This is a genomic window from Agrobacterium tumefaciens (genome assembly GCF_017726655.1).
Lineage (GTDB): Bacteria > Pseudomonadota > Alphaproteobacteria > Rhizobiales > Rhizobiaceae > Agrobacterium > Agrobacterium tumefaciens_B.
Window position 1 is genome coordinate 561,500 of sequence record NZ_CP072308.1, and the last position, 26,921, is coordinate 588,420.

The 26,921-nt window shown below is 58.9% G+C and carries 28 protein-coding genes and 2 tRNA genes; 13 read left to right on the top strand and 17 right to left on the bottom strand.

Going from position 1 to position 26,921, the window contains the following annotated elements:
- Window positions 1–156: 156 nt before the first annotated feature.
- From AT6N2_RS02855 to AT6N2_RS02875, 5 genes are all read right to left on the bottom strand, one after another.
- Window positions 157–231 (bottom strand) — tRNA-Glu (locus tag AT6N2_RS02855).
- Window positions 232–662: 431 nt separating this feature from the next.
- A complete protein-coding gene (locus tag AT6N2_RS02860) occupies window positions 663–1,436 on the bottom strand; it encodes an amino acid ABC transporter ATP-binding protein (protein ID WP_004441935.1) in 774 nt (257 codons plus the stop codon).
- A 12-nt stretch (window positions 1,437–1,448) separates the two neighbouring features.
- On the bottom strand, window positions 1,449–2,606 hold the full coding sequence (locus tag AT6N2_RS02865) for an amino acid ABC transporter permease (protein WP_209088323.1): 1,158 nt from the start codon (window positions 2,604–2,606) through the stop codon (window positions 1,449–1,451).
- A 2-nt stretch (window positions 2,607–2,608) separates the two neighbouring features.
- Window positions 2,609–3,805 carry an amino acid ABC transporter permease gene (locus tag AT6N2_RS02870; RefSeq protein ID WP_063948934.1) on the bottom strand — a complete coding sequence of 399 codons (1,197 nt, stop codon included), beginning with the start codon at window positions 3,803–3,805 and terminating at the stop codon, window positions 2,609–2,611.
- A gap of 105 nt (window positions 3,806–3,910) precedes the next feature.
- Window positions 3,911–4,933, bottom strand: a complete 1,023-nt coding sequence (locus AT6N2_RS02875) for an amino acid ABC transporter substrate-binding protein (RefSeq protein WP_063948935.1) — start codon at window positions 4,931–4,933, stop codon at window positions 3,911–3,913.
- A 373-nt stretch (window positions 4,934–5,306) separates the two neighbouring features.
- On the opposite strand from AT6N2_RS02875, the gene AT6N2_RS02880 reads away from it, so the two are divergent.
- Window positions 5,307–6,494, top strand: coding sequence for a cystathionine beta-lyase (locus tag AT6N2_RS02880; RefSeq protein ID WP_209088326.1), 1,188 nt, complete (start codon window positions 5,307–5,309; stop codon window positions 6,492–6,494).
- Between the two features lie 16 nt (window positions 6,495–6,510).
- Here the strand turns inward: AT6N2_RS02880 and AT6N2_RS02885 are convergent, their stop codons facing one another.
- Both AT6N2_RS02885 and AT6N2_RS02890 read right to left on the bottom strand, forming a co-directional pair.
- Window positions 6,511–7,692, bottom strand: a complete 1,182-nt coding sequence (locus tag AT6N2_RS02885; RefSeq protein WP_209088327.1) for an FAD-dependent monooxygenase — start codon at window positions 7,690–7,692, stop codon at window positions 6,511–6,513.
- 29 nt (window positions 7,693–7,721) lie between these two features.
- A complete protein-coding gene (locus AT6N2_RS02890; RefSeq protein WP_035261222.1) occupies window positions 7,722–7,967 on the bottom strand; it encodes a zinc-finger domain-containing protein in 246 nt (81 codons plus the stop codon).
- A 170-nt stretch (window positions 7,968–8,137) separates the two neighbouring features.
- Between AT6N2_RS02890 and AT6N2_RS02895 the strand changes: the two genes are divergently transcribed.
- From AT6N2_RS02895 to AT6N2_RS02905, 3 genes are all read left to right on the top strand, one after another.
- Window positions 8,138–8,914 (top strand): alpha/beta fold hydrolase, encoded by a 777-nt coding sequence (locus AT6N2_RS02895; RefSeq protein WP_209088331.1) that lies wholly within the window; start codon window positions 8,138–8,140, stop codon window positions 8,912–8,914.
- A 200-nt stretch (window positions 8,915–9,114) separates the two neighbouring features.
- A complete protein-coding gene (gene cysE, locus AT6N2_RS02900) occupies window positions 9,115–9,939 on the top strand; it encodes a serine O-acetyltransferase (RefSeq protein WP_063948938.1) in 825 nt (274 codons plus the stop codon).
- Between the two features lie 120 nt (window positions 9,940–10,059).
- Entirely contained in the window at window positions 10,060–10,263 is a 204-nt protein-coding gene (locus AT6N2_RS02905; RefSeq protein WP_063949122.1) for a DUF3126 family protein, read from the top strand.
- 56 nt (window positions 10,264–10,319) lie between these two features.
- On the opposite strand, the gene AT6N2_RS02910 is transcribed toward AT6N2_RS02905, so the two are convergent.
- Window positions 10,320–11,660 carry a cytochrome P450 gene (locus AT6N2_RS02910; RefSeq protein ID WP_209088333.1) on the bottom strand — a complete coding sequence of 447 codons (1,341 nt, stop codon included), beginning with the start codon at window positions 11,658–11,660 and terminating at the stop codon, window positions 10,320–10,322.
- A gap of 163 nt (window positions 11,661–11,823) precedes the next feature.
- Between AT6N2_RS02910 and AT6N2_RS02915 the strand changes: the two genes are divergently transcribed.
- Window positions 11,824–12,489, top strand: a complete 666-nt coding sequence (locus tag AT6N2_RS02915) for a TetR/AcrR family transcriptional regulator (RefSeq protein WP_425292731.1) — start codon at window positions 11,824–11,826, stop codon at window positions 12,487–12,489.
- A gap of 94 nt (window positions 12,490–12,583) precedes the next feature.
- Here the strand turns inward: AT6N2_RS02915 and fdhA are convergent, their stop codons facing one another.
- Window positions 12,584–13,774: a formaldehyde dehydrogenase, glutathione-independent gene (gene fdhA, locus AT6N2_RS02920; protein WP_209088339.1), complete on the bottom strand. Its 1,191-nt coding sequence runs from the start codon at window positions 13,772–13,774 to the stop codon at window positions 12,584–12,586.
- A 159-nt stretch (window positions 13,775–13,933) separates the two neighbouring features.
- Window positions 13,934–14,806 carry an ATP-binding protein gene (locus tag AT6N2_RS02925; protein ID WP_209088342.1) on the bottom strand — a complete coding sequence of 291 codons (873 nt, stop codon included), beginning with the start codon at window positions 14,804–14,806 and terminating at the stop codon, window positions 13,934–13,936.
- A gap of 207 nt (window positions 14,807–15,013) precedes the next feature.
- Between AT6N2_RS02925 and yajC the strand changes: the two genes are divergently transcribed.
- The 5 genes from yajC to AT6N2_RS02950 all read left to right on the top strand — a co-directional run bounded on the left by yajC (window position 15,014) and on the right by AT6N2_RS02950 (window position 19,861).
- Complete coding sequence (yajC, locus tag AT6N2_RS02930) at window positions 15,014–15,361, top strand: preprotein translocase subunit YajC (protein WP_063948941.1); 348 nt, start codon at window positions 15,014–15,016, stop codon at window positions 15,359–15,361.
- Window positions 15,362–15,441: 80 nt separating this feature from the next.
- Complete coding sequence (secDF, locus tag AT6N2_RS02935; RefSeq protein ID WP_063948942.1) at window positions 15,442–18,006, top strand: protein translocase subunit SecDF; 2,565 nt, start codon at window positions 15,442–15,444, stop codon at window positions 18,004–18,006.
- The gene (locus AT6N2_RS02940) at window positions 18,006–18,398 is read left to right on the top strand and encodes an Mth938-like domain-containing protein (protein ID WP_063948943.1); all 393 of its coding nucleotides are present in this window, start codon (window positions 18,006–18,008) and stop codon (window positions 18,396–18,398) included. The genes secDF and AT6N2_RS02940 overlap by 1 nt, the downstream gene beginning before the upstream one ends.
- 23 nt (window positions 18,399–18,421) lie before the next feature.
- Window positions 18,422–19,267: a phytoene/squalene synthase family protein gene (locus AT6N2_RS02945; RefSeq protein WP_209088345.1), complete on the top strand. Its 846-nt coding sequence runs from the start codon at window positions 18,422–18,424 to the stop codon at window positions 19,265–19,267.
- Between the two features lie 135 nt (window positions 19,268–19,402).
- Complete coding sequence (locus AT6N2_RS02950) at window positions 19,403–19,861, top strand: hypothetical protein (RefSeq protein WP_063948945.1); 459 nt, start codon at window positions 19,403–19,405, stop codon at window positions 19,859–19,861.
- 16 nt (window positions 19,862–19,877) lie between these two features.
- Here AT6N2_RS02950 and AT6N2_RS02955 read toward each other — a convergent pair whose 3' ends face one another.
- Together AT6N2_RS02955 and lipB are read right to left on the bottom strand one after the other, a co-directional pair.
- Window positions 19,878–20,813 (bottom strand): DMT family transporter, encoded by a 936-nt coding sequence (locus AT6N2_RS02955; RefSeq protein WP_063949125.1) that lies wholly within the window; start codon window positions 20,811–20,813, stop codon window positions 19,878–19,880.
- 189 nt (window positions 20,814–21,002) lie between these two features.
- The gene (gene lipB, locus AT6N2_RS02960; protein ID WP_063949126.1) at window positions 21,003–21,746 is read right to left on the bottom strand and encodes a lipoyl(octanoyl) transferase LipB; all 744 of its coding nucleotides are present in this window, start codon (window positions 21,744–21,746) and stop codon (window positions 21,003–21,005) included.
- 189 nt (window positions 21,747–21,935) lie between these two features.
- Between lipB and AT6N2_RS02965 the strand changes: the two genes are divergently transcribed.
- Window positions 21,936–22,020 (top strand) — tRNA-Leu (locus AT6N2_RS02965).
- A gap of 158 nt (window positions 22,021–22,178) precedes the next feature.
- On the opposite strand, the gene AT6N2_RS02970 is transcribed toward AT6N2_RS02965, so the two are convergent.
- Window positions 22,179–22,370, bottom strand: coding sequence for a hypothetical protein (locus tag AT6N2_RS02970; RefSeq protein ID WP_063948946.1), 192 nt, complete (start codon window positions 22,368–22,370; stop codon window positions 22,179–22,181).
- Window positions 22,371–22,598: 228 nt separating this feature from the next.
- Between AT6N2_RS02970 and AT6N2_RS02975 the strand changes: the two genes are divergently transcribed.
- Window positions 22,599–22,985, top strand: a complete 387-nt coding sequence (locus AT6N2_RS02975; RefSeq protein ID WP_063949127.1) for a PAS domain-containing protein — start codon at window positions 22,599–22,601, stop codon at window positions 22,983–22,985.
- 75 nt (window positions 22,986–23,060) lie between these two features.
- Here AT6N2_RS02975 and AT6N2_RS02980 read toward each other — a convergent pair whose 3' ends face one another.
- Window positions 23,061–23,228, bottom strand: a complete 168-nt coding sequence (locus AT6N2_RS02980) for a Thivi_2564 family membrane protein (protein WP_003502827.1) — start codon at window positions 23,226–23,228, stop codon at window positions 23,061–23,063.
- A gap of 121 nt (window positions 23,229–23,349) precedes the next feature.
- Here AT6N2_RS02980 and AT6N2_RS02985 point away from each other — a divergent pair, with 121 nt between their 5' ends.
- A complete protein-coding gene (locus AT6N2_RS02985) occupies window positions 23,350–23,778 on the top strand; it encodes an OsmC family protein (RefSeq protein ID WP_063948947.1) in 429 nt (142 codons plus the stop codon).
- Window positions 23,779–23,781: 3 nt separating this feature from the next.
- Here AT6N2_RS02985 and AT6N2_RS02990 read toward each other — a convergent pair whose 3' ends face one another.
- From AT6N2_RS02990 to AT6N2_RS03000, 3 genes are read right to left on the bottom strand one after another with little or no spacing between them, the layout of a single operon-like run.
- A complete protein-coding gene (locus AT6N2_RS02990; protein ID WP_063948948.1) occupies window positions 23,782–24,276 on the bottom strand; it encodes a peptide deformylase in 495 nt (164 codons plus the stop codon).
- Between the two features lie 18 nt (window positions 24,277–24,294).
- Window positions 24,295–24,597 (bottom strand): hypothetical protein, encoded by a 303-nt coding sequence (locus AT6N2_RS02995; protein WP_063948949.1) that lies wholly within the window; start codon window positions 24,595–24,597, stop codon window positions 24,295–24,297.
- Window positions 24,597–26,897, bottom strand: coding sequence for an FdhF/YdeP family oxidoreductase (locus AT6N2_RS03000; RefSeq protein ID WP_209088348.1), 2,301 nt, complete (start codon window positions 26,895–26,897; stop codon window positions 24,597–24,599). Before AT6N2_RS03000 ends, AT6N2_RS02995 begins: the two co-directional genes overlap by 1 nt.
- Window positions 26,898–26,921 lie beyond the last annotated feature (24 nt).

The following is a 26,921-nucleotide window of genomic DNA, read 5'->3' on the forward strand; positions in this document are numbered from 1 at the left end:
ATTGCGCGGCGGCACTTCGTCCGGCTTGCCTTCCATCGGGGGGACAGGCATGTAACGTGCCCATGGCAAATCGGTTCCGCAGCAATGATGACATGCGCGAAATATTGCGATTTTATTCGATGCCGGAGTCGTTTGGGAGGTAACCATCAAGCCAAGTGGCACGCCCTAGGGGAGTCGAACCCCTCTTTTCAGAATGAAAATCTGACGTCCTAACCGATAGACGAAGGGCGCGTGCGCTTGTGGTGTGGCGCCCTTATAGTCAGGCTCCCGTTGCTCCGCAAGCGGAAAAATGCACGATTTGACAAAAAAATGTCATGGGCGGCCAGAAGCCCTGCAAAACAAGGATTTCCGTTTCGTAACAAATGGTTAAAGCACGGCGAAGTTGATCGTTTCACCGTTCTGATGAAAGGAAAAAATACAGGGGACGACGACTCGGCGGATTGTCGCTTTGCTGCTGAAGTAAGAAGCCGGAGCAAATGAAAACAAGCTGCGCCGAGCCGCTCGGCTGTCATCCTCGCCCTTGAGGCGAGGATCCATGAGCGGGGAGTCAGTGGATCAACGCCTTGACGGCGAGGACGACGTCGGGTGCGGAGAACTGTCTGGCGTCATAAGAAACGGGGCCGAAACGGCCCCGTTGAATGATGTGTTGATGGTGACTGATCTCAGTGCAGGATCTGGCTGAGGAACAGCCGGGTGCGCTCGTGCTGGGGATTGTCGAAGAATTCGGCGGGCGAATTCTGTTCGACGATTTGGCCCTGGTCCATGAAGATGACGCGGTTTGCGACCTGGCGGGCAAAGCCCATTTCGTGGGTGACGCACAGCATCGTCATGCCGTCTTCGGCGAGGCTGACCATGGTGTCGAGCACTTCCTTGACCATTTCCGGGTCAAGCGCCGAGGTCGGCTCATCGAACAGCATGATCTTCGGCTTCATGCAGAGCGAGCGGGCGATCGCCACACGCTGCTGCTGACCGCCCGAAAGCTGGCCCGGATACTTATGTGCCTGCTCGGGAATCTTCACGCGCTTCAGATAGTGCATCGCCACTTCTTCGGCTTCCTTTTTAGGCATCTTGCGAACCCAGATTGGCGCCAGCGTGCAGTTCTCAAGGATCGTCAGATGCGGGAAGAGGTTGAAGTGCTGGAACACCATGCCGACTTCGCGACGGACTTCGTCGATCTTCTTGAGGTCGTTGGTGAGTTCGATGCCGTCAACGACGATGCTGCCCGACTGGTGCTCTTCCAGACGGTTGATGCAGCGGATCATGGTCGACTTGCCCGAGCCGGAAGGACCGGCGATGACAATGCGCTCGCCCTTCATGACCTTCAGGTTGATATCACGCAGCACGTGGAAATCGCCGTACCATTTGTTCATGCCGGTGATTTCGATTGCGACGTCCGTCGCCGAGACGGTCAGTTTTTTTGCCTGGGTTTCTGCCATTTTGAGCGTCCCTTATCGTTTATGCCCGGTGTCGAGGTGCCGTTCCATGAACAGCGAATAACGCGACATGCCGAAGCAGAAGATCCAGAATACGAAGCCTGCGAAGATATAGCCCGTCATGGCGGTAACGGGGGTCGCCCAGTTCGCATCCGATTGGTTGAGTGTGACGATACCGAGCAGGTCGAACATGCCGATGATCGAGACCAGCGACGTGTCCTTGAACAGCCCGATGAAGGTGTTGACGATGCCCGGAATGACGAGCTTCAGCGCCTGTGGCAGTACGATCAGCCTCGTCTTCTGCCAGTAGTTCAGGCCGAGCGAATCCGCTCCTTCATATTGTCCCTTCGGAATGGCCTGCAGGCCGCCGCGGATCACTTCCGCCATATAGGCGGAGGAGAACAGCGACACGCCGACCAGCGCGCGCAGGAACTTGTCGAAGGTCCAGCCGTCGGGCAGGAACAGCGGCAGCATGATGCTGGCGAAGAACAGCACCGTGATCAGCGGGATGCCTCTGATGACCTCGATGAAGAGGACGCAGAGCATCTTGATGACCGGCAGGTTCGAACGTCTGCCAAGCGCCAGAAGAATGCCGAAGGGCAACGACACCGTGATCCCGAAGAAGGACAGGATGAGCGTGACCATCAGGCCGCCCCAGAGCTGCGTTTCCACCTTCGGCAGGCCGAAGACGCCGCCGATAAGCAGGAAAAACGCAATGAAGGGCAGGATGATGAAGAGCGCCAGCGCATTGAGACGCTTGAACGGCGCCTTCGGAATGAGCATCGGGATCAACAGGATGGTGAACATCACCATGACGAGGATCGGACGCCAGCGTTCATCGATGGGGTAGCGGCCAAAGACGAACTGGCCGAGCTTGGCCGAAACGAAAGCCCAGCAGGCGCCGGACTGTCCATCCGCCAGCGCGCCGCCCTGTGAAGCGGTGAGGCATGCGAGACGGTCGCTGCCGGTCCATACCGCGTCGATAAACAGCCAATCGATAATCGGCGGCAAAATATAGACGAGCAGGGCGATGGCAAGGGCGGTGAGTACCGCATCCTTGGGCGTGGCGAAGAGTTTGGTGCGCAGCCAGTGGGTGACGCCCACCGCGCTCGATGGCGCGGGGCGGGCCTCTTCAATGGTCTGGCGCACGAAGGCATGGTTGCTGATCGTCATCGTCATCTCTCCACCAGAGCCATTTTCGCGTTGAACCAGTTCATGACCAGGGCCGTGAACAGGGATAGCGAGAGATAGATGACCAGCCAGATGGCAACGACTTCAACCGCCTGGCCCGTCTGGTTCAGGATCGTACCGCCGACCGAAACGATGTCGGCGAAGCCGACGGCGACAGCAAGCGACGAGTTCTTGGTGAGGTTGAGGAACTGACTTGTCAGCGGCGGAATGATGATGCGCATCGCCTGCGGCACGACGATCAGACGTGTCGTGGTGCTGGAACGAAGCCCGAGTGCATCCGCAGCTTCCGTTTGCCCTTTCGCCACGGCCTTGATGCCGCCGCGAACGATTTCGGCGATGAAGGAGGCGGTATAGAAGGACAGCGCCAGAAACAGCGACATGAATTCAGGGGCGACGACGGCGCCACCGGAAAGGTTAAAGCGTCCGGCAATCGGATAGTCGAAAGTCAGCGGCGCACCGATGGCCAGGAACGTGGCGAGCGGCAGGCCGATGATGAGAAGCGTGAGCGTGATGCCGGTGCGGAACTGCTGGCCGGTTCGCTCCTGTCTCGCCTTTGCCCAGCGATAAATGAAAACGCTGATGACGATGGCAACCAGGAGGGCTGCTGGAACGAGCCAGATGCCGTCACCCCAGAGCGGCTTCGGAAAAAAGAAACCGCGGTTGTTGAGGTAGCTTCCAAGCGGCAGCTCAAGCGACTCGCGCGCCTGCGGCAGGACGGAGATGACGCCCTTGTACCAGAAGAAGATGACGAGCAGCGGCGGGATGTTGCGGAAGATTTCCACATAGGCCTGCGCGAGTTTCGAGATCAGCCAGTTATTGGAAAGCCTCGCAATACCGACGATGAAACCGATGATCGAGGCGGCGATGATGCCGAAAAATGCGACCTGGATCGTGTTGAGAATGCCAACGACCAATGCCCGGCCATAGGTCGCGTCGCTGGTATAAGCGATCAGCGACTGACCGATATCAAAACCGGCTCTTCCGTCGAGGAAGCCGAAGCCGGATGAAATGTTTGCTCGTTGAAGATTGTGGATCGTATTCGTCACGATGACCCAAACGAAGGCGGTCAGGATGACGACTGTCAGGACCTGATAGAAAATGCCGCGTATCCGTGGATCGTAGATAAGTGACGACGCGCTTTGCGCGCGCGATCGTTGCGAACTGACCGCGTTGCCTGCCATAGGCACCTTTCCCTTTTATGTGCTCTTTGCGAGCTTATTTATAAATTTTAATTGGAGGCCGGGTGTTGCCCAGCCTCCTTATCGTTTAGCCGGTGATGGGACCGATCAACGGACCGGCGGTGCGTATTGCAGGCCGCCCTTGGTCCAGAGGCTGTTCAGGCCGCGCTCGATCTTGAGCGGAGAGCCGGCGCCGACGTTGCGGTCGAAGACTTCGCCGTAATTGCCGACCAGCTTGACGATGTTGTAAGCCCAGTCATTGCCAACGCCGAGATCGGTACCGATCTTGGTGCCTTCTTCCGTACCGAGCAAACGCTTGATGTCCGGGTTGGCGCTGTTCTTCTGCTCATCGACGTTCTTGGAGGTGACGCCCAGTTCTTCGGCGTTGACCATCGCGTAGTGAACCCAGGTGACGATGTCGAACCACTGGTCGTCACCCTGGCGAACGGCCGGGCCAAGCGGCTCCTTGGAGATGATCTCAGGCAGAACGACGTTTTCTTCCGGGTTCTTCAGCTTCAGACGGATTGCATAAAGGCCCGACTGGTCGGTGGTGTAGACATCGCAACGACCGGAATCATAGGCAGACGTCGCGTCGGATTCCTTTTCGAAAACGACCGGGTTGTACTGCAGATTGTTGGTCTTGAAGTAGTCGGCGAGGTTGAGCTCGGTGGTCGTACCGGTCTGAACGCAGACGGCAGCGCCGGAAAGCTCGAGAGCGGACTTTACGTTGAGGCTCTTCTTGGCGATGAAGCCCTGGCCGTCGTAGTAGTTGACGGTACGGAAGTTGAAGCCGAGCGACGTGTCGCGGCTGATGGTCCAGGTGGTGTTACGGGTCAGAACATCGACTTCGCCGGACTGGAGAGCCGGAAAACGATCCTTGCTCGACAGGGCAACAAACTTGGCCTTCGAAGGGTCACCAAAAACCGCAGTGGCAATACCGCGGCAATAGTCCACATCGATACCCGACCATTCGCCCTTGTCGTCGGGATTGGAGAATCCCGGAATGCCAGCGCTCACGCCGCAGGTCACGAAGCCCTTTGCCTTCACGTCCTGAAGGGTTGCCGCCGAAGCGACCGAGGCTCCTCCCAAAACTGCTGCGCCGATAGCGGCCGACAGAATTGCCTTTTTCATTTTTCCCAACCTTTGTTTGTTATCATCCATTGGAAGGGGACCGGCTTCTTTATTTTCCCCAGCTCCCCCTTCAGCGAGATCTCCTCGATCCGCATGCTTTATAAGATTCGAATCTTCGAAAGGGTCAAGGTGTTCGGGCGATAATTGTGCCTATTAAAGGGAATTTTCCAAATTTTGGTCGGTAACTATGCAAAGGGTGAAAATATGAGCATATTTTTGCGTAAATTTACGCTTGCCTGAATTTTGTATACTTATTGTATGCTGATTTTTTACAGATATGTTGATGAACCGGACGCGCGCCTTCGGGACTTGACCTAACCTCCTGGTCTCCGCATTGTCGCCCCGTCAATATTCCTTCGAAAGCTGATCTGAAATGACCAAGAGAAATGACCTGCTTTCCGCCGCAGGTATAAATACGCGCCTGACCCATGGCGGTAACGATCCCGCCGATTGTTTCGGTTTCGTCAACCCGCCCATCGTGCGTGGCTCGACCGTGCTTTTCCCGGATGCCGAGACGCTTTCGACCGAAAACCAGAAATATACCTATGGCACGCATGGCACGCCGACGACCGACGCGCTGTGCAACATGGTCAACGCGCTTGAGGGTTCGGCCGGGACCATTCTCGTCCCGTCGGGCCTTGCCGCCATCACCGTGCCGTTCCTCGCCTATCTCGGTGCGGGCGATCATGCCTTGATCGTTGATTCCGTCTATTTCCCCACCCGCCGCTTCTGCAACACGATGCTGAAAAAGCTGGGCGTCGAGGTGGAATATTACGATCCGGCGATCGGGGAAGGCATCGAGGCCTTGATCCGCCCGAACACGAAGCTGGTGCATCTGGAAGCGCCTGGCTCCAACACCTTCGAAATTCAGGATGTGCGGCTGATCACCGATATCGCGCACAGGCATGATTGCGTCGTGACGATGGACAATACCTGGGCGACGCCGCTTTATTTCAAGCCCCTGGATTTCGGCGTCGATGTCTCCATCCATGCCGCCACCAAATATCCCTCGGGTCATTCGGATGTCCTGATGGGCTTCGTCTCGGCCAATGAAAAGCACTGGAAGGCGCTTTATCAGGCCAATGCCAATCTCGGCATCTGCGTCACATCTGACGACGCGTACCAAATCCTGCGCGGCATCCGCACTATGGGCATCCGGCTGGCGCATCATCAGAAAAGCGCGCTTGATATTGCCACATGGCTGGAAAGCCGCGACGATGTCGTGCGTGTTCTGCATCCGGCCTTGCCGAGCTTTCCCGGACACGAACTGTGGAAGCGTGATTTCAAGGGCGCGAGCGGTGTCTTCTCCTTCGTCTTGAAGGCGGAAGAGGGCAGGCACAAGCAGGCTGCAGCCGCCTTCCTCGATGCGCTGACCTTCTTCGGGCTCGGCTATTCCTGGGGTGGCTACGAATCGCTTGCGGTCGCCGTCTCGCTGGTCGATCGGACCATCGCCAAGGGTCCTTCGGGTGGCCCGGTTATCCGGTTGCAGATCGGGCTCGAGGATGTCGCCGATCTCAAGATGGATCTGGAGGCCGGGTTCAAGGCCGCGGCCGGCATCTGACCCAGCCCTCAGCCCCTCAGCCCTTCGCGCGGTAGCCGTAGAGCCAGTCGAAGTCCTTCAGGAACGCTTCTGTGGGACGGGTGGAAAATACCAGGTTCCGGGCAATTCGGACCGGACCTTTGGCATGATAGGCAAAACGATTGAGAGAGGCCCGCTTGCGGGCCTTTTCGATGCGGGGGAGGCGCAAGGTCTCGAAAGCGGCAAGGGCCTGCGGCACAGGCAGGGGCTTTTCGCCATTGCTGCCGGCCACTGCGCCCGCAAGTTCAAACGCATCCTCTATCGCCATGGCCGCACCCTGGGCGGCGAAGGGCATCATGGCATGCGCCGCGTCGCCGATCAGCACGGTGTCACGTCCATTATGCCAGCGGCCGGGGCCAGCCTGATAGAGGGGCCAGAAGGTCGGATTCTCAGACGAGGCGAGCAGGCGGACGATCTGCGGGCTAAACCGTCGAAACTGCTCGAGCATCAGCGCTTTCTGCTGCCCGCTCGATTCCGCCCGCCACGTCGCGCCGGGGTCCGCGCCAAGTGCGATCGCGACAATGTTGAAGCCGCCGACTTCCTTCAGCGGATAAGCGACGATATGGCCGCCCGAACTGAGATAGGCCGTGACGGCGCTCTTGTTGATAGCGGATGGTGCATCGCTGTCGGCAACAGTGAACCGCCAGGCGACATTGCCGGAGAAGGTGGCGGTGGGTGCGGAAGGCACGGCGAAACGGGCCGCGGACCAGACACCATCCGCACCGACGATCAGATCATGGTCGCGGAAAGTCGTTGCGGCAATCACATCCAAGGTGGCGTTTTCAATGCGCTTTCCCAGGTGCAGGCGACAGAGTGGGTTCTGTGTCACCGCCTGGAGAAGCGCGCCTTGCAGGGTTGAGCGATGCAACACGCCATAGGGTGCGCCCCAGCGTTTGCGCGCCACGGCACCCATGGACAGCGAGAGCAGGGGGGAAAGGGTTTTTCCGGAAGCGAGTTCGACGGTGACCGGTTCGGTCCAGCGGGCCTCGATATTAGGCAAAACGCCAAGCGTGGCCAGGATGCGCGATGCGTTGGGGGACAGTTGCAGACCGGCGCCGACTTCGGTCAGTTCACCGGCCTGTTCGATGATGTCACAAGCAATCCCGTACCGGGCAAAAGAAAGGGCCGCGGTGAGACCGGCAATGCCGGCACCGACAATGGCTACGGATTTTATGGGCATGCTGCGCCCCGATCAGGAAGAGGGGAAGGTCAGGCGGCCTTCACGTGGAAAACGCAGCCCGGAGGATTGGTCTGCTCGGCCTTCAGCGACGGATTGTAGCGATAAAGGGTCGAGCAGTAGGAGCAGACCTTCTCATTGTCGTCGCCCATATCGATGAAGATATGCGGGTGATCGTAAGGCACGGATGCGCCGGTGCACATGAATTCCTTGACGCCGATCTCGATCATGCGGTGTCCGCCATCGTTCTGGAAGTGGGGAATGGAATGGCCGGCCATGTTCGTCTCCAAATGCAATATCGTTATAGAGCCGCAATGCGTCTTCTCGCATCGGCTCTTCGTTGCGGATATGTAGCCTCAAACGCATTGCATCTCCATAAAAATCGTCAGCGAAACATGTTCAACATTGCTAATTCCTGCCATATGGTCCGGCAAAAAGGATGTCCTTGATGAATCTCAACACGCCGCAGTTTTCCGATTTTTCCCATGACGGTCTTCGCCTTGCCTATTTTGACGAGGGTGATCCGGCGGGTGACCCGGTTCTGCTGATCCACGGCTTTGCGTCCAGCGCCAATGTCAACTGGGTGCATCCCGGCTGGCTGAAGACGCTGGGTGACGCCGGCTACCGGGTGATTGCCATCGACAATCGCGGCCATGGCGCAAGCGACAAGCCACATGATTCCGAGGCTTATTATCCCGCGGTCATGGCCGACGACGCGGTGGCGCTGCTCAATCATCTGGGCATCGCGGAAGCCCATGTGATGGGCTATTCCATGGGCGCGCGTATTTCCGCGTTTCTGGCCATGGCGCATCCAGAGCGTGTTCGCTCCCTGGTGTTTGGTGGCCTCGGCATCGGCATGGTGGAAGGCGTGGGCGACTGGGACCCGATTGCGGAGGCCCTGCTGGCTCCATCTCTCGATGTGGTGACCCATGAGCGCGGCCGCATGTTCCGCGCCTTCGCCGACCAGACGAAAAGCGACCGTCTGGCGCTTGCCGCCTGTATCGAGACGTCGCGCGTTCTCGTCACGCGCGAGCAGGCGGCAAAGATCGACGCGCCGACGCTGATTGCGGTCGGAACGAAGGACGATATTGCCGGGTCCGGTCAGGAACTGGCCGCCGTCATGCCGCACGCACGCGCAATCGACATTCCCGGCCGCGACCACATGCTGGCCGTCGGCGACCGGGTGTTCAAGGCCGCGGTTTTGGAATTTTATCGCGGGCTTTGACCCGGGTGATCTTGCAGAAGAAGTGAGCCCGGCTCTCCGTCAGGAGTTCCTGGATTGTTCGCACCGGCAAGAAATGGTTTTTCAAGCTGCATGAAGAAAAACTGAAGCCTTGCCGCCTTTAAAGTCGTCGTTCGAATCCCATTTCTAACGCACGCCTTTTTCTGTATAAAGAACGACCACTGCAAACGAGGAGACCATTCATGGTCGCACGTACCGAGGCCCGTCAGCCTGAACAGCTGGCGATAGTCGATCCGATCTGGGGCAGCCTGCTCAATGAAGCGCGCAGCGCCGCTGCGCAGGACCCGCTGCTTTCCGCTTTTCTCTATTCGACGATCCTCAATCACCGCTCGCTCGAGGAGTGTGTGATCTACCGTATCTGCGAACTCCTCGATCATCCCGATATGCAGGCCGTGCTTCTGCGCCAGACCTTCCAGGATATGCTGGACGACTGGCCGGAATGGGGCAGTGTGCTGCGCGTCGACATTCAGGCCGTTTACGACCGCGACCCGGCCTGCACGCGCTTCATGGAGCCGCTCCTCTATTTCAAGGGTTTTCAGGCGATCCAGACCCATCGGCTTGCCCACTGGCTGCTGCAGAAGGGGCGCAGGGATTTGGCCCTTTATCTGCAAAGCCGGTCATCCAGCATCTTCCAGACGGATATCAACCCGGCCGCGCGCATCGGCAAGGGCATCTTCCTCGATCACGCTACCGGCCTTGTGGTCGGTGAAACCGCCGTCATCGGCGACAACGTCTCCATCTTGCATGGCGTGACGCTGGGTGGCACCGGCAAGGAAGGGGCGGACCGGCATCCCAAGATCGGAAATGGCGTGATGATCGGGGCAGGGGCAAAAATTCTCGGCAATATCGAGATCGGCAATTGCTCGCGCATTGCGGCGGGTTCTGTCGTGCTGAAGCCTGTTCCGCCGAAGACCACGGTTGCCGGTGTGCCGGCGCGGGTGGTGGGAGAAGCAGGGTGTTCCGAACCCTCGCGTCTGATGGACCAGGTCATCGGGGCCGATATCTGAGAGGTGGTACATATTGCGCTCGTCCATGGGAAAGACATGGGCGACGTGCCGCTTTCACTTTACTTTCGCCTTTGTCCCATGCCAAAAGCGGGCCAACGCGAACCGCACAGGAGAAAACTGGTGAAAGCCGACGAACTCAAAAAACTCGACGCCTATTTCAAGCGCACCTTCAACGAAAAGATGATTGTCAAAGCACGTCCCCGCAAGGACGATTCGGCTGAAGTGTATATGGGCGAAGAGTTTCTCGGCGTTGTCTATATCGACGACGAAGACGGCGACCGCTCCTATAACTTTTCCATGGCGATCCTCGACGTCGACCTCTGATCGTCACCATCCGGTGACGGGTGAAGATTTGCACTGATCCTGTCGCCCGCGGTCGTTCACGCCGCGGGCGATTTGTTTTGTCTTGGCACGACTTGCATCATCAGCCGGTCTTCTGGCCGCAGGGTGACCCGCATCAGCGGCTCCATGGTTGCTGGCGTCTTGTTCCTGACGTGGGCGCCCTGCAAAAGGACCGCGAGGATGGCGACAGCTTCCATCATCGCAAAGGCATTGCCGATGCAAACGCGCGGACCGGCGCCGAAGGGCATGTAGGCATAGCGGTGGCGTTGCTTGACTTTTTCCGGCTCGAAGCGCGACGGATCGAAGCGGTCAGGCTCCTCCCACAGCGAGGCGTGCCTGTGGATGGCGTATATCGGCACATAAAGAACGGTTCCGGCCGCAATATCATGTTCGCCGAGGCGGAAGTCCTGCAATGCCGTGCGTGTAATGATGGGAGCGGGGGGATAAAGTCGCATCGCCTCTGAAAATACCTGCCGCGTGTAGGTGAGTCCGGCGACATGGTCTGCCGTCACCGGCTGGCCGTCGGTGACGGCGTCAATCTCCGCGATCACCTTCGCTTCGATCTCCGGATGTCGCGACAGAAGGTAGAAGGTCCAGACAAGGCCAAGCGCCGTCGTCTCGTGACCGGCGGTGATGAACGTCAGCAGATTGTCGACGATTTCCGTATCGGTCATCATCCGACCGGTCTCAGGGTCTTTCGCCTCCAGAAGCATCGAAACGAGATCCGCCCTGTCGCCGGGATGTCGTCGCCGCTCGATAATTACCTTCACGAGGCTCGAGCGGAGATAGTCGACTGCCAGCCGCGCCTTGCGGCGACCGGGATGCGGCAGCCACTCCGGCACACCCAGCATGGCGAGCGCGATCGTCCAGCCCGTTGGCTTCAGATAGTCGGTGATGCTTTGTTCGACGCGGTGGATATCGACGTCATGCCCGCCGGACATCATGGTCTCGACGATGACGTCAAACGTGGTCATCATCATTTCATGGGCGATATCGATATGGCCGCCCGGCGCAGTGTTCCAGCGCTTCTGCGTGCGGCGAGCCGCGTCCACCATCAAGGGCAGGAGTTGCTGGAGTTTGTCGTGGCGGAAGGCCGCGGCGACGGACTGCCGCTGCCACTTCCAGTGATCGCCGTCAGCAGTTAACAGACCTTGCCCAAGAGCCGGGCCCAGAGCTCGACGCACATCATCGCCCTTGGAGAGCAAATGGGCATTTTTAACCAGGGCTTCGTGGACAAGGGCGGGATCTGCAAGATGGACCCGTATCCGGCCCGCAATCCGATTGAACACCGCGGGCTCCGTGAAAATCTCGGGCGGCAATGCCTTTAACGGATTTTGTATGAGCGACAGCGCCAGGCGAGCAACGGCGATGTTGGACATAGAAGAGGTTTCGCTGGCTTGCGGCTTATTTTGGCGAAGGTCTTTCTCAGGCACGTTTCGGCCCTCCATATCGCGATGACGGCAAAAATGGTTTTTAAGGTGTATACCTTATTTTAGTGATTTAAGGTGTACGCCTTATTTTTCAATGGTCGAGTTTTCAGTCGTGAAAAAAAACATCAGCAGGCAATCAACGGACCGTCCAATACCAACGCGCGAACGGATTCTTACAGCCGCGCTCGCTTTGTTCAATGAGCGTGGGCCCGATCACGTCACGACGGCAGACATTGCAGGCGCGGTCGGCATCAATGAAGGCAATCTCTATTACCATTTCCGCACCAAGGAAGCGCTTGTCCTTGCGCTCTTCTCGCGGTTCGAGGCCGATGCCGTGGCTGTGGTCGCGGATGTTGACAGCGCGAATGAGAAGGCGGCGGCGACCTATGCCGGTTTTCTGCGGCTCTGGTTTTCGCTCGTATGGGATTATCGTTTCCTTTTTCGCGACCTTGTCGGCCTCGTCTCTTTGGCTCCGGCGCTTGTCGAGCCCGTGCGAGCGATCAGCGCGACCATGCGCCTTGCCGTTGGCGATATCGTCTCGCGTATGGAAAAAGCGGGTCTGGCCGCAATTCCACAAGAAGAAAGGCCAGCCGTTCTGACAAATCTCTGGATCGTCTCGACCTATTGGGCGGCCTATCTCAACCTTCAGGAAGGTGTTGTCGAGTTTGGACCGCAGCAGTTGGACTGGGGATTGCAGCAGGTTTCAAGCCTGTTCAGACCCTATCTCTCCGTGGAGGCGAAAAACGAGTTGGAGGCACTGCTGGTGGGGGAGCCATAGTTTCACCCGACAGTCAAATAGCCTGAAAATAAAACGCCCGCGACGATATCCGTCGCGGGCGCTTCTACCCGTCACCCGTTTGCGGGCAAAGTCATCATGCCGCCTTCAGCAGATCGCCATGTGGATCAAGCACAAACTTGGTGGCAGCGCCCTGGTCAAAGCTTTCATACCCCTGAACGGCATCATCAAGCGCAATGATCTTGGCGTTGACGATGTCTGCAATCGGCAAGCGGTCGTGCAGGATTGCCTGCATGAGCTGGCGATTGTATTTCAGCACCGGTGTCTGGCCGGTGTGGAAGGATTGCGCCTTTGCCCAGCCGAGGCCGAAGCGTAGCGACAGGCTGCCCTGCTTGGCGGCATCGTCCACCGCGCCGGGATCCTCCGTTACATAAAGGCCGGGAATGCCGATGGAACCGGCGGCGCGGGTAATTTCCATCATCTGGTTGAGAACGAGGGCCGGCTGTTCACCGCCTGCATGGCCGCGTGCTTCAAAGCCGACCGCGTCGATGGCGCTGTCCACCTCGTTGGTGCCGACAATCTCGGCGATCATATCGCCGAGGCGGTCACCTTTGGACAGATCAACGGGCTCGAAACCGACTTTCGCAGCATGGGCAAGACGATCCTTGTTGAAATCGCCGATCATGACGACCGCTGCGCCGAGAATACGGGCGGAAGCGGCCGCAGCAAGACCGACCGGGCCTGCACCGGCAACATACACGGTGGAGCCAACACCGACGCCCGCCTTGACCGCGCCGTGGAAGCCGGTCGGCAGAATATCCGAGAGCATGGTCAGGTCGCGGATCTTCGACATCGCCCGGTCGCGATCCGGGAATTTCAGCAGGTTGAAGTCGGCATAGGGGATCGTCACATATTTCGCCTGGCCACCGATCCAGCCGCCCATATCGACATAACCGTAAGCGCCACCGGCACGGGAGGGGTTCACCGTCAGGCAGACGCCGGTATCCTGCGCCTTGCAGCAGCGGCAACGGCCGCAGGCCACGTTGAACGGCACGGAAACGATGTCGCCAACCTGCAGCATCTCGACGTCGATGCCCTTCTCGATGACTTCGCCGGTGATTTCGTGACCAAGAACGAGGCCCGGCATTGCCGTGGTGCGGCCGCGCACCATGTGCTGGTCGGAGCCGCAGATATTGGTGGAAATAACCTTGAGAATGACGCCGTGCTCGATCCGGCGGCCATCCGGCGCCTCAAGCTTCGGGTCGTCGATGTCGCGGACCTCGACCTGACCCGGCCGCATGTAGACGACGCCTCTGTTCCTGCTCATATCCATCTCCTCCATGGTTGAACGCCGTGCCTTTCCGCTCCTCCGCGGGCAGGTCACTTCATGGGTGCAGCAAACCATGAGAGGGGAAATGTGGCCTTCGGGAATACGACACGCGGTGTGGTCGTAACGACACCGCGTGTGGGAGACGTCGCAGCGGCGTTATCTGTCGAGAGGCTTCCTAAGGCGACCGGCGGCGTCCTGGATATATTGCCACGCGACGCGGCCCGAGCGTCCGCCTCGGGTCGTCGCCCATTCCAGAGCCTCGTGATGCAGCGTTTCGCGGTCGAGACCCAGATCGAAATGGGCGGCATAGCTGTCAATCATCGTCAGATAGTCTTCCTGGCCGCATTTATGGAAGCCGAGCCAGAGGCCGAAGCGATCGGACAGAGAGACTTTTTCCTCGACTGCTTCCGAAGGATTGATGGCGGTGGACTGCTCGTTCTCCATCATGTGGCGGGGCAGGAGATGGCGGCGGTTGGAGGTCGCATAGAAAAGGACATTGTCGGGCCGTCCTTCGATACCGCCATCGAGCGCTGCCTTCAGCGATTTATAGGCAGTGTCGTCATGGTCGAAGGAAAGGTCGTCGCAGAAAACGATAACCCGCTCGCCCGAAGCCTTGAGGATATCGAGCAGGATGGGCAGGGTATGGATATCCTCGCGGTGGACTTCCACCAGCTTCAGCGAAACACCGCTCGCTGCGCGCACATCTTCGTGAACGGCCTTCACAAGCGAAGACTTGCCCATGCCCCGCGCGCCCCACAGCAGCACATTGTTGGCCGCAAATCCCTCCGCAAAACGCAGCGTGTTTTCATGCAGGATGTCGCGAACGTGATCGACGCCGCGGATGAGCTTCAGCGCGATGCGGTTGGGGCGGGGAACGGGCTGCAGGAATGCGTTCGTGGGTACCCAAACGAAACAATCGGCCGCATTCCAGTCATTTACGGCCGGCGCCGGGCCAGCCAGCCTCTCCACCGCGAGGGTGAGCCGGCGCAGTTCTGAAAGGAGCAGGGAAGCCGTTTCTTCGCGAATCATGGTGTTTATTCCGCTTGTCTGATGTTCAAAACGCTGATTTGCGACCGGCCTAGCATGGTGTTTCGGACGCATAAAGGTTAAGAGGTCCGGAATCGGTACGGCGAGGGCCCTGCATCTGTTGCAATCCCGGCGTTCCCAACTATATTCCGGCGGCTTGAAAAGCCGGGGCGGCACGCGGGGTCGTGCCGCAATTGCGAGGAGTTTTATATGTTCATTAGTCAAGCTTTTGCCCAGGATGCAGCGGGCGGCGCATCGGCCTTCGGTTCCGGCCTTGAGATGCTGTTCCTGTTTGCGCCGCTCATGGTGGTCTGGTACTTTTTCCTGATCCGTCCGCAGCGCGCGCAGATGAAGAAGCGTCAGGAGACGCTGACCAACATTCGTCGTGGCGATCAGGTCGTTCTGGGCGGTGGCATCGTTGGCAAGGTAACCAAGGTCATCGATGACAGTGAACTGGAAGTCGAAATCGCCGATGGCGTGAAAATCCGCGCGGCACGGGCGTATATTGCCGAAGTGCGCGTGAAGGGCGAAGTCGTCAAGACGGAAGCCGCTTCCTGATCCTGCCGGACAACCGAATGCCCGATTGCGAATTTTGACGGGTTGCGCCAGGCGCGACCCCAACCCTGACCGAGATCGAAATGCTTCATTTTTCCCGATGGAAAACAGTCTTCATCTGGCTGCTTGTGCTGGCAAGCGTCGTCATCGCCTCTCCCAACCTGTTTACGGACAAGCAGCTGGAGGGCATGCCTGCCTGGTACAAGGACAACAAGGTAACGCTCGGTCTCGACCTTCAGGGCGGTTCGCACATCATGCTCAAGATCGAGCGTTCCGACATCGTCAAGGAACGGCTTGAAACGATCGTCGGCGATGTCCGCACCCAGCTGCGCGATGCCAACATCAAATATTCCGGGCTGACCGGCAATGGCCAGCAGATTCAGGTTCGCATCAGCGATCCGGCCCAGGTTGAAGCTGCCAAGAACGCGCTGCGTGACCTGACCCAGCCTGTCTCCGCCGGCACACTGGTCGGTGGTTCCATCACCGAAGTCACGATGAACGACGGCGGCGACAATCTGCTGCGTCTCAATCTGACGGATGAGGGCATCGATTACCGTCTGTCATCAGCGGTTTCGCAATCCATCGAAGTCGTGCGTCGTCGCGTTGACGAAGTCGGCACCACCGAGCCGCTCATCCAGCGCCAGGGCTCCGACCGCATCATCGTGCAGGTGCCGGGCCTTCAGGACCCGCAGCGCCTGAAGTCCCTCCTCAACCAGACGGCAAAGCTCTCCTTCCGCATGGTCGATACTTCCATGCCGGTACAGGAAGCCATGAACGGCCGTCCGCCGGCGACGTCGGAAGTTCTCTATTCGCAGGACGATCCGCCGGTTCCTTATCTCGTCGAGCGTCGTGCACTCGTATCCGGCGACAATCTCGTCGACGCGCAGGCAAGCTTCAACCAGCAAACCAACGAACCCGTCGTGACGTTTCGCTTCGACAGCCGCGGCGCGCAGCGCTTTGCGCAGGCGACGCAGCAGAATGTCGGCAAACCCTTTGCCATCGTGCTCGATAATCAGGTGATCTCCGCACCTGTCATCCGTGAGCCGATCATCGGCGGTTCGGGACAAATCTCCGGTAATTTCTCGGTGCAGGGCGCCAATGACCTTGCCGTGTTGCTGCGCGCCGGCGCGCTGCCGGCGACGCTGACCGTTGTTGAAGAACGCACCGTCGGCCCGAGCCTCGGTAACGACTCCATCACCGCCGGCTTGACGGCGAGTGCCATCGGTGCTGTCGGCGTCCTCATCTTCATGTTCGTCTTCTACGGCTTCTTCGGCCTGCTCGCGAATATCGCTCTTGTGGTCAACGTGGTCATGCTGCTGGCCGTGCTCAGTGTGATCGGGTCGACGCTGACGCTACCGGGTATCGCCGGTATCGTGCTGACAATCGGCATGGCTGTAGACTCCAACGTTCTTATCTATGAGCGCATACGCGAGGAGGTGAAGAGCGGCAAACCGCTGATCCAGTCACTGGATAACGGCTTCACGCGCGCTTTTGCGACCATTATCGACGCCAACCTGACGACGCTGATCGTCGCCAGTGTGCTGTTTTACATGGGCACCGGTCCAGTCAAGGGCTTCGCCGTCACGCTTGCCGTTGGTATCATCACCACCGTCTTCACCGCCTATACGCTGACGGCGTGGATGTTCGGCTACTGGGTTCGCCGCAGCCGTCCGAAGCACCTGCCGAAGGGCGTTCGCACCGCCATGTTCGATGGCCGCGACATTCCCTTCATGCGGTATCGCCGTGTCGTCTTCATGATAACGGGTGCGATCATGCTGGCCTGCGTCGGTGGTTTCGTAGCCAAGGGTCTGAACCTCGGCATCGACTTCCAGGGCGGCTCGGTCATTGAGGTCCGCGCCAAGCAGGGCGATGCCGACATTGCCGATATTCGCGATCGTCTGAACCAGCTGAACCTCGGCGAAATCCAGGCGCAGAACTTCGGCTCGCCGCAGGATGTTCTCATCCGTATTCAGGCGCAGGAAGGCGGCGAAAATGCCGAGCAATCCGCCATCACCATGGTGCGTGGCGAGCTTGAGGACAAATACGACTTCCGCCGCGTGGAAGTCGTCGGTCCTGCCGTGTCTGGCGATCTGACCGTCACTTCCACGATTGGGGTTGTGCTCGCCATGGCTGCGATCATGATCTACATCTGGGTTCGGTTCGAGTGGCAGTTTGCACTCGGCGCTGTCATCTCGATGGTGCATGACGTGGTTTTCACGATCGGTCTCTTTGTCTTCCTTGATATAGAGTTCAACTTGACCAGTATTGCGGCGATCCTGACGATCATCGGTTATTCGCTGAACGACACCGTCGTTATCTATGACCGTGTCCGTGAAAACCTCAGGCGATATAAGAAGATGCCCCTGTCGATGATCATCGACGCGTCTCTGAACCAGACACTGTCGCGCACGATCCTGACGGGTCTGACGGTCCTTCTGGCGCTTCTGGCGCTCTACCTCTTCGGTGGCGAGGTCATCCGTTCCTTCACCTTCGCCATGCTGTTCGGCGTTGGTATCGGCGTGTTCTCCTCGGTCTATATCGCTGCTCCGGTGCTAATCGCCTTCAAGCTGCGCCCCGATAGCAAGGATGCGGAGGACGAGAAGGACGAAAAGCCCGGTAACGCCATCGGCGGCAAGCCTGCCGTCTGATGGCCGGCGGGATCGAAATACGCCCGGCCCATTTTCCTGGCCGGGCGCCCATCGATGCCTATGGCAATGGCGGATTTCGCTTCGCCGATATGTCGCATCGCGGCTCTCTTCTCCTCCTGCCTTCAGGCATTTACGGGTGGGAGCCCGCCGACCCGACGGAGTTCGCTCTTGACCACTTCGAGAAAATTCTTGCCGAAGCGCAGGATATCGAAGTGCTGTTGATCGGCACGGGGGACGGCATGCGGGTTCTGCCGAAAGAGTTGCGCGCCGCCTTCAAGGAGGCCGGCATCTCCATTGACCCGATGAGTACGGGCGCTGCGGTGCGCACCTATAATATCATGCTTTCGGAATCGCGCGCCGTCGCTGCCGCGTTGATCGCCGTCGAAGGCTGAGGGCGTTTCGCGCGCGGGGAACCATGGCACCCACAGAAAATATCGATGTTTGCCTTGCGACGTTGCGCGACACAGACCGTGACCGCTATCTCGCCTGCCTTCTGTCACCCGCCGACAAGCGCAATGCTCTGGCGGCGCTTTATGCTTTCAATGCTGAAATCGCCCGTATCCGCGATTCCGTGCGCGAGGCGCTGCCCGGCGAAGTGCGCATGCAATGGTGGCGCGATCTGCTCGAAGGCAATCCGCATGGCGACAGCCAGTCTCATCCTGTCGCAGCAGCACTTCTGACCACAATCGAGACCTATCGACTGCCGCGCCCGGTGCTCGCCAATATGATCGAGGCGCGTATCTTCGATCTTTATGACGACCTGTTCGAAGATCGCAATGCGCTGGAAGGTTACGCCGGAGAAACCGCATCAGCCTTGATCCAGCTCTCTAGCCTGGTGCTTTCTGCCGAAGATGCTGCCTCCAGTGCGGAGGCGGCCGGTCATGCGGGCGTCGCACAGGCCATGGCCGGAATGCTGCTGCTGACACCGCTTCACCGCCGTCGCGGGCAGGTCTACATCCCCGCCGACATGCTGGCTGCGGCCGGGCTGGACCGCGAGACCTTCCTTGAGGGCGAAGACAGGCAGCGTATCGGCATCGCCATCGAGATTTTTGCAACCCATGCGCTCGATCACCTGGAAAAGGCACGACGCGCGAGGGTCCCGAAAAACATCTTTGCCGCCTATCTTCCTGTTTCGCTCGCCGGTCCCGTCATCGCCGCGGCACGGAAGGCCGGGAGCGGCGTTTTTGACGGCGACCTGCAGCTGTCGCAGCTTCGCCGGCAATGGCTGCTGGCAAAGGCGTCGTTTCTGAAGCGCTTCTGATTCACCGGCCGCCCTGCGGCCGTGCACGATTTGGATACCAAACTTCGCACAAGCCTCGGCCGATATGAACCTGAGCCGGGTTCGCATCGTTTCGATTCGCGAATCGTGATGTTTCGATGGTGAGGGAGCGCCCCGATGAATATGGCGATCTGGATTATCGTGTTCGTGCTGCTATCGGTCTTTGCCGTTTACGCCTGGCGCATGTCACGGGCCACGGATGAGGACAACAGCCATGACGTGGGGCAGGCGATCATGGATTTCGCCCGCGCCTTTCCGAACGAGGCGATCAGAAGCCTGCATATGACGGTGGATGGCGGTGCGGCATTCGTGCGGCTGCACGACAACAAGGCCGGCTTCATGCGCAACATGGGATCCCACTATGTCTGCGTCATGATCGATCCCGAGCGTATTCGGGTCGAAAGTCTGGAGAGCGGCGACGGTTTTGTCGTTACCTTCTTCGACATGTCCAAATATAGCGGCTCATATCGTTTCAAGTCGGCGGGGGAGGCGGCTGAGGTATCTCTCTGGCTGCTCGGCAGCCTTGTCGAGGCGCAGGACCATCACGGCGAAGACCCGCTGCCCTCGGGCACCTGAAGGTGCGCTAACGCGGCTATTGCGCGTCGAGCGGCGTCAGCGCGGCAGCTTGTTTCCGCTCGCGCCAGATGATGAACAGGCCGGATGCGACGATAATGAGAATGCCGAGCCATTTGGATGGCGTCGGGAAATCTGAAAACAGCGCATAACCGAGAATCGTCGCTGAGATGATTTCGAAATACTGGAATGGCGCGAGCAGAGAGAGCGGCGCCAGCCGGAAGGCCCTGACGATCAGCAGGTGCATGTAGCCGGATATCGATCCCAGCAAGACGAGCAGTGCGAGCGCATGGCCGGACTGCGGCAGCGAGACGGCAAAGTCCGTGTCACCGAGCGAGTGGCCGATGAGAAGCGCAGCGCCCATGAAGACGGTCCCTGCCATACCGGACATGGTCTGCATCACGAGCGGGCTATCCGCATCGCCGATGGCCCGGTTCAGGAAGAGATAGAGCGTATAGAGGAAAGCGCAGGCGACAGGCAGGAGCGAAGTCCAGCCGAAGATTTCAAAGCTCGGCTGAATGACGATCATGGCGCCGCCGAAACCGACGACAATCGCGGTCCAGCGCTTCCAGCCCACTTTGTCGCCGAGGAAAAGAGCCGACATCATTGTCAGCATGAAGGGTTCGACAAAATAGATCGCAAAAACATCTGCGAGCGGCATGTATTTGACGGCAGCAAAGAACAGCAGGCTGGCGGAAGCATGCAGCACACCACGCAGGCAGTTCATCCAGGGCCGTTTGGCGCTGAACAATGCGCGGGGCGATACCACCAGCAACAAAGGCAGCGTGCAGACCAGCTGGAAAAAGAAGCGGTAGAACGTCACCTGCGCCGGCGACATGCCGCCGACGATAGCCATGTATTTGGCGATCGCATCCATGATGGGCAGCACCAGCATGCAGGTCGCCATGATGGCCATGCCCTTGGCGACGTCGCTTAAACCGGTGTGGCTTGTCATGTGATGCTGCACTTTCGGCCGGCGGGCCGGAACAGAGGGGACGGGACAGCCGCCCCGTTTATTCAGTGTCTGGCATTCCCGGCGCGGCAGGCCCTTCATAGCAATGCCGAAACGATAACGCACATTGCTTTTTATCATGCGTCTTATCAGCGCCGCTGATCCATTCGGGCTTTTAGGCCCGTGACGTCGTTAAACGACGGTTTCGGGCACCGTCACCACATCTGACGTGGCGGGGCCGAAGACTTCTTCAAAGGCCTCACGCAGGAACACATCGACATCGCCAACCGTAACCGGCAATCCAAGATCAACGAGGCTGGTGACGCCATAGGCGCTGATGCCGCAGGGTACGATTCCGGAGAAATGCGAGAGGTCCGGATCGACGTTGATCGACAGGCCGTGAAAGCTCACCCATTTACGCAGGCGTATGCCGAGCGCTGCGATCTTGTCCTCCGCCATGCCGCCATCGGCAAGCAATGGTTTTTCGGGGCGTCGGACCCAGACGCCGACGCGATCCTCGCGGCGCTCGCCGCGTACATTCATCTTGTCCAGCGTGCGGATGATAACATCCTCGAGCGCAGCCACATAGGCGCGGACGTCCTGCCGCCGGCGTTTGAGGTCGAGCATCACGTAGACCACACGTTGCCCCGGCCCATGATAGGTATATTCACCGCCACGGCCCGCCGCAAAGACGGGGAAGCGGTTCGGCTCGATGAGGTCGGATTCGTCAGCGCTGGTGCCGGCGGTGTAGAGTGGCGGGTGTTCCAGAAGCCAGACGAGTTCGTCGGCCTCGCCGCTAGCGATCGCGGCAACCTCACGCTCCATCTCTACGATCGCCGCCTCGTAAGGGATGAGACCATCGGAGATTCGCCAGCGAACCGGGGGCGACCCGTCAGCAGGCAGCATATTTGTCTCGATATCAGTGCGTGTGAGCATGAAAAAGTCCTTTCCACAGCCTTCTCGCAAAATGGCGACATGGCCGCAACCCCAGCATTTCCGGGCTTCCTGCATATAGGATGGTGCAGTGCGATTTTTAATTTCAAAAAACTGTCACGACGCTCTTGTGCACCGAAAATCCTTTTGCTACATGCACCCCCGTCGGCGCAAGTCGACGCCTACCACGATGCGGTCGTGGCGGAATTGGTAGACGCGCAGCGTTGAGGTCGCTGTGGGGCAACCCGTGGAAGTTCGAGTCTTCTCGACCGCACCAAAGAAACCCGCTTCGGCGGGTTTTTTCTTTTGTGCCAAAATCTTGGCTGGGTTTCTTCCTGTCATCTCTGAAGTCCGGGTCGGTCAGACGAGTGATGTCTTAGGGGAAGCTGAGCAGCGCTTTTTCACCGCTGCCCCTCTCTTGCACATTCGCCGCTTTTATCGACGGATAACGACGTTGGAGTAGGAATCATTGCCGCCGTGGTTCCCGTCGCCGGCCCTGTAAGGGTCGCCATCCATGACCTGGTCCATTCGCCATTGAGATCCGCGATAGGGGCTTTCCCATGTCTGGCACCCGGCAAGGGCGATGGTTGCCGTCAGCAGTCCGAAAGTGAGCGCGGTTCGTAGCATTTTGACCTCCTTTGATCCTTCGTCATGACGCTATGTAGGAGCGGGGCAATCGCTTTGCGATATGTTTCTGCAATTTGCTCCCCCGGAACTAGAGTGACGTCATTCAGTAAATGCGGTGGATATGTAGTGTCTCACCGGTGGATCGTCAGTCTCCCCTAAAAAGCGAGGGGTGGAATATCAGAGGTCTAATGTTAGCTTTTGCTCGGGGAATGTGGCTTGGGGGTTTTCGTGCCAGGGGATAAAGCGGATTCAGACGATGCGCTTGGTTATTTCATGTGGAGCATTACCGACAACAGGCTGATCATGGATAAGATCACCGCGGAATGTCACGGTTTTGCCGAGCCGGTTGCCTCACGCGGGGTAACGATCGAAGCGATCCTCGAAAGGATCGACATCGAGATGCGCGATGCGGTGGCGAAAGCCATATTCGATAGCATCACGACCGGCGTTTTTTTCGACCAGCGCTACAAGGTCAATCTGCCGGATGGTTCCAAGCGTTGGGTCGTCGCAAAGGGCAGGGCGATTTTCGACGCCGAAAACACGCCTTTTCTGGGCATTGGCAGCGTCAGGGATATTTCGCTGCGAAAGGACTTTCATTTTGAGCCTCGACAGTAGGACGTAGCTCCTGAATTCAGCCCATAAAAAGAGGCGGCTTTCGCCGCCTTTCTTCGTCTGCAATGCGCCGGGACATCAAAAGACGGCGAGATATTTCAGCAGTGAAATAATGCCGATGATGATGACGATCACCTGTGCGATCTGTTTCGCTCCACCGCCGACCGGCAGGCGCGCGATAAGCCACAAGACGAGCACGATCACCAGGAAGGTGATCAGAATGCTGACGAGCGTAGATGTAACCATATGTCCCAGCTCCCTGTAAAATAAAGGTTTCAACGTTCACTACCGTTGTGCGGATAAAAAGCGCGAGATAGGTTTTTGTTCCACGTGTTCGATTGCGCGCGATTAAATTAGGACTTGCTGAATGGCGGATGGTGGGAAGGTAAAGTTGCGGCCCGTTGGGGCGAGAGCGGAGGTGGCGCGGCTAGGCCGCCCGTCCGTTTCCACTGTCACGGGCGGCCGCATCGATATAGTGACCGGGGTGTCCGAGCCCGGCTTCAATCCGATCGACCTTCTTTATTCATCACTTGCCGCGTGTCTTGCGCTGAGCGCCCGGATCGCCGCTAGCCGGCTGGGTTTTCTGGAGCGCTTTAAGGGGGTTGTCGTTGAAGTCACCGGCGAAAAATCGGCCGAGGAGCCGTATCGCATCATCCGTTTCGACATCGGCATCAAGGTCCACGGTGACCTCGATACGGAAAAACGCAACGCCATTGCTCATCTGGCCGAGGAGATCTGCACCGTCAGCAACACGCTGAAGGGCGATACGGAATTCGCAGTGTCCGTAACGGGCTGACGATCAGGCCTTTCTCGATTTTTCCCATTTCTTCACGAGCCGATCGCGCTTGAGTTTAGAGAGGCGTTTCAGCCAAAAAATGCCATCGAGTTGGTCGATCTCGTGCTGGATGCAGACGGCGTGAAAGCCAGTGGCGGCCTGCCGGTGTTCCGCGCCCGAAATGTCCTGAAACAGCACCTCGATTTCGCCCGGTCGCTCCACCTCTTCCGTAAAGCCCGGCATGGAAACGCTTCCCTCTACGTGCCTTATGGTCTGCGGCGAGCGGCTGAGGATTTCGGCGTTGATGTAGGTGAGCACCGTTCCCGGTGTCAGTTCCAGCACGAAAACGCGCTGCTTGACCCCGATGTGGGCGGCGGTGATGCCAACACCGGGCGCTGCTCGCATCGTGTCGACTAAGTCCGTTACAAGCGCCTGCAAGTGCTCATCAAACGATGTGACCGGCGCGCAGATGTGGGACAGGCCCGCATGGGGATAGGCAAGGATAGGCCTTGGTGCCAAAGGGGTACTCCGTTCAGGTCACAGGCTTGCAGATGAGGCGGCGAGCGCCTGTCCTTCCGCCGTTGTCTCCAGAAAGCTGCGCTGCGTTCGCGCGTCGCGCTTTGTCACGTGCACGAAACGCGGCGACAGGACCGTGATTTCGCGCAGAACAATCGCATGCGCAAGACCAAACTGCCTAGCAATGCTGCGGCTGTCCGCGGCAATGTTCAGATGAACCGCCAGAAGGATTGCTGCACCCGTCGCCGAGAGCGGCTGTGGCGAGCATTCCTGGACCCGTTCCACTGCCGCCATAAATGCGGCGGCGGATTGCGGTCCATCCATTATTTAGCGTCCGGCCGCAGGCGAACCGAGACCAGCACCGATTTCGATGTCGGCGTGAAACTGCCTTCGCCATAGCTCGACAACGGCACCAGCACATTCAGTTCCGGATAGTATCCGCCAATGCTGCCCTTCGGGATGTTATAGGGCACCAACCGGAAATTCCGCGCAATTCGCTCCATGCCATCGCCATATTCACCGATCACGTCGACGCGCTGGCGCGAATGGGCGCCGAGCGCTTCCATATCAGCCGGGTTCATGAAGAGGACCTGGCGATCGCCGTAGACGCCGCGATAACGGTCATCCATGCCATAGATCGTGGTGTTATATTGATCATGGCTACGCAAGGTCTGCAGCACAAAGAGATTGTCGCGCTTGAGCGCCTTTTGATGTTCTGTCTGTTCGGGCAGAGGGCCGCTATAGAAGGTGGCCTTGTTCGCTGGTGTGTTCCATTCGCGCTCCGCCGCCGCGTTACGCAGGTGGAAGCCGCGCGGCACGCGGACGCGTTCATTGAAATTTTCAAAGCCGGGAATGACCCGCTCGATCATGTCGCGAATGAGGTCGTAGTCATCGGCAAGCGCCTTCCAGTCGACTGCCGTATTGCCGAGCGTCGCCTCGGCAATACCCGCGATGATGGCGACTTCCGACCGGAGTGCCTCGGAGGCGGGTGAGTTGATGCCGCCGGAACCGTGAACCATACTCATGGAATCCTCGACCGTGACGATCTGCGCTCGTCCTGACGAGTTGCGGTCGATTTCCGTCCGTCCGAGGCAGGGCAGAATGAATGAGGTTTCGCCCGGAACCAGATGTGAATGGTTAAGCTTGGTGGCGATGTTGACCGTGAGCTTCTGATTTTCGAAGGCCTTGACGATCAGCGGACTATCAGGGGTCGCCCGCATGAAATTTCCACCGAGCGCGATAAAGGCCTGAGCCTTGCCATCCAGCATTGCCGCGACGGACTCGACGGTATTGTGGCCCCGCCGACGTGGCATGGGCACGCCGAGTTCCTTCTCAAGCGCGTCGAGGAGGGCCAGCGGCGCTTTCTCATCGATGCCGACCGTGCGGTCGCCCTGTACGTTGGAGTGGCCGCGCACGGGGCAAAGACCGGCGCCTGGGCGTCCGACATTGCCGCGCAGCAACATGAAGTTGGCGATTTCTCGCACGATGAGAACCGAGTGGCGGTGTTGGGTAACCCCCATGGCCCAGGTGGCGATGACGGAACCGGCTTCCATGTAGATGGAGGCGGCCTCCTCGATCTGCTCGCGCGTCAGCCCGGACTGGTCTAGGATGCTCTCCCAGTTCGTCGCTTCGACGGCAGCGCGATAATCTTCAAATTGCGCCGTGTGTTCGGCAAGGAAGGCATAATCGATGATCGCAGGCTTGCCGGCCGCCCTTGCAGCTTCGTCGGCAGCAAAGACCGCCTTGCTCATGCCGCGCACCGCAGCCATGTCGCCTCCCTGGCGCGGCTGATAATAATTGGTCGCGATTTTGGTGCTGCCGCCGGTGATCATCTCGATCTTGTCCTGCGGGTCGGCAAAGCGCTCCAGCCCCTTTTCCCGGATAGGGTTGAAGACGGCGATGCGGGCGCCGCGAAGGGCTGCGCGCCGCAGGTCACCCAGCATACGGGGATGGTTCGTGCCCGGATTTTGGCCGATGACAAAAATGGCATCTGTCTTTTCGAAATCCTCAAGCAGCACCGTGCCCTTGCCGACACCGATTGCGTCTTTCAGGCCGACGCCGCTGGCTTCGTGACACATGTTCGAGCAGTCGGGAAAATTATTGGTCCCGTAAAGACGCACCATCAACTGATAGAGAAATGCCGCCTCGTTGGAGGCGCGGCCTGACGTATAGAACTCAGCGCGGTCCGGGCTGTCGAGACCCTTGAGGATGCCGCCGATTTTGGTGAAGGCCTCCTCCCATGACACGGGCAGGTATCTGTCGCTTGCCCGGTCAAAGCGCATGGGATGGGTGAGGCGGCCCTGCTTTTCCAGATCGTAGTCCGACCAGCCGCGCAGCGCCGACACGGTGTGGCTGGCGAAGAAGTCCGGGGGTACCCGCGCTTCCGTCGCCTCCCAGGAAACGGCTTTGACACCGTTTTCGCAGAACTCGAAAGACGATCCATGCTCCGGGTCACCCCAGGCGCAGCCCGGGCAGTCAAACCCATCCGGCTGGTTGGTTTTCAACAGCGTTCGTGCGCCGGACATCGGTGCTCCGGATTCGAGCAGGCGTTTGCCTACACTTTTCAAAGCACCCCAACCGCCTGCAGCATTCGATGCCTTGCCGATGAAACCCTTCTTGCTCATGATTCTGCTGTCCCGGACCAATCT

Bases quoted from the DNA above. Each gene is read 5' to 3' on its own strand.
- AT6N2_RS02860 (WP_004441935.1), bottom strand. From the start codon at position 1,436: ATGGCAGAAACCCAGGCAAAAAAACTGACCGTCTCGGCGACGGACGTC.
- AT6N2_RS02865 (WP_209088323.1), bottom strand. From the start codon at position 2,606: ATGACGATCAGCAACCATGCCTTCGTGCGCCAGACCATTGAAGAGGCC.
- AT6N2_RS02870 (WP_063948934.1), bottom strand. From the start codon at position 3,805: ATGGCAGGCAACGCGGTCAGTTCGCAACGATCGCGCGCGCAAAGCGCG.
- AT6N2_RS02875 (WP_063948935.1), bottom strand. From the start codon at position 4,933: ATGAAAAAGGCAATTCTGTCGGCCGCTATCGGCGCAGCAGTTTTGGGA.
- AT6N2_RS02880 (WP_209088326.1), top strand. From the start codon at position 5,307: ATGACCAAGAGAAATGACCTGCTTTCCGCCGCAGGTATAAATACGCGC.
- AT6N2_RS02885 (WP_209088327.1), bottom strand. From the start codon at position 7,692: ATGCCCATAAAATCCGTAGCCATTGTCGGTGCCGGCATTGCCGGTCTC.
- AT6N2_RS02890 (WP_035261222.1), bottom strand. From the start codon at position 7,967: ATGGCCGGCCATTCCATTCCCCACTTCCAGAACGATGGCGGACACCGC.
- AT6N2_RS02895 (WP_209088331.1), top strand. From the start codon at position 8,138: ATGAATCTCAACACGCCGCAGTTTTCCGATTTTTCCCATGACGGTCTT.
- cysE (WP_063948938.1), top strand. From the start codon at position 9,115: ATGGTCGCACGTACCGAGGCCCGTCAGCCTGAACAGCTGGCGATAGTC.
- AT6N2_RS02910 (WP_209088333.1), bottom strand. From the start codon at position 11,660: ATGTCCAACATCGCCGTTGCTCGCCTGGCGCTGTCGCTCATACAAAAT.
- fdhA (WP_209088339.1), bottom strand. From the start codon at position 13,774: ATGAGCAGGAACAGAGGCGTCGTCTACATGCGGCCGGGTCAGGTCGAG.
- AT6N2_RS02925 (WP_209088342.1), bottom strand. From the start codon at position 14,806: ATGATTCGCGAAGAAACGGCTTCCCTGCTCCTTTCAGAACTGCGCCGG.
- yajC (WP_063948941.1), top strand. From the start codon at position 15,014: ATGTTCATTAGTCAAGCTTTTGCCCAGGATGCAGCGGGCGGCGCATCG.
- secDF (WP_063948942.1), top strand. From the start codon at position 15,442: ATGCTTCATTTTTCCCGATGGAAAACAGTCTTCATCTGGCTGCTTGTG.
- AT6N2_RS02940 (WP_063948943.1), top strand. From the start codon at position 18,006: ATGGCCGGCGGGATCGAAATACGCCCGGCCCATTTTCCTGGCCGGGCG.
- AT6N2_RS02945 (WP_209088345.1), top strand. From the start codon at position 18,422: ATGGCACCCACAGAAAATATCGATGTTTGCCTTGCGACGTTGCGCGAC.
- AT6N2_RS02950 (WP_063948945.1), top strand. From the start codon at position 19,403: ATGAATATGGCGATCTGGATTATCGTGTTCGTGCTGCTATCGGTCTTT.
- AT6N2_RS02955 (WP_063949125.1), bottom strand. From the start codon at position 20,813: ATGACAAGCCACACCGGTTTAAGCGACGTCGCCAAGGGCATGGCCATC.
- lipB (WP_063949126.1), bottom strand. From the start codon at position 21,746: ATGCTCACACGCACTGATATCGAGACAAATATGCTGCCTGCTGACGGG.
- AT6N2_RS02970 (WP_063948946.1), bottom strand. From the start codon at position 22,370: ATGCTACGAACCGCGCTCACTTTCGGACTGCTGACGGCAACCATCGCC.
- AT6N2_RS02980 (WP_003502827.1), bottom strand. From the start codon at position 23,228: ATGGTTACATCTACGCTCGTCAGCATTCTGATCACCTTCCTGGTGATC.
- AT6N2_RS02985 (WP_063948947.1), top strand. From the start codon at position 23,350: ATGGCGGATGGTGGGAAGGTAAAGTTGCGGCCCGTTGGGGCGAGAGCG.
- AT6N2_RS02995 (WP_063948949.1), bottom strand. From the start codon at position 24,597: ATGGATGGACCGCAATCCGCCGCCGCATTTATGGCGGCAGTGGAACGG.
- AT6N2_RS03000 (WP_209088348.1), bottom strand. From the start codon at position 26,897: ATGAGCAAGAAGGGTTTCATCGGCAAGGCATCGAATGCTGCAGGCGGT.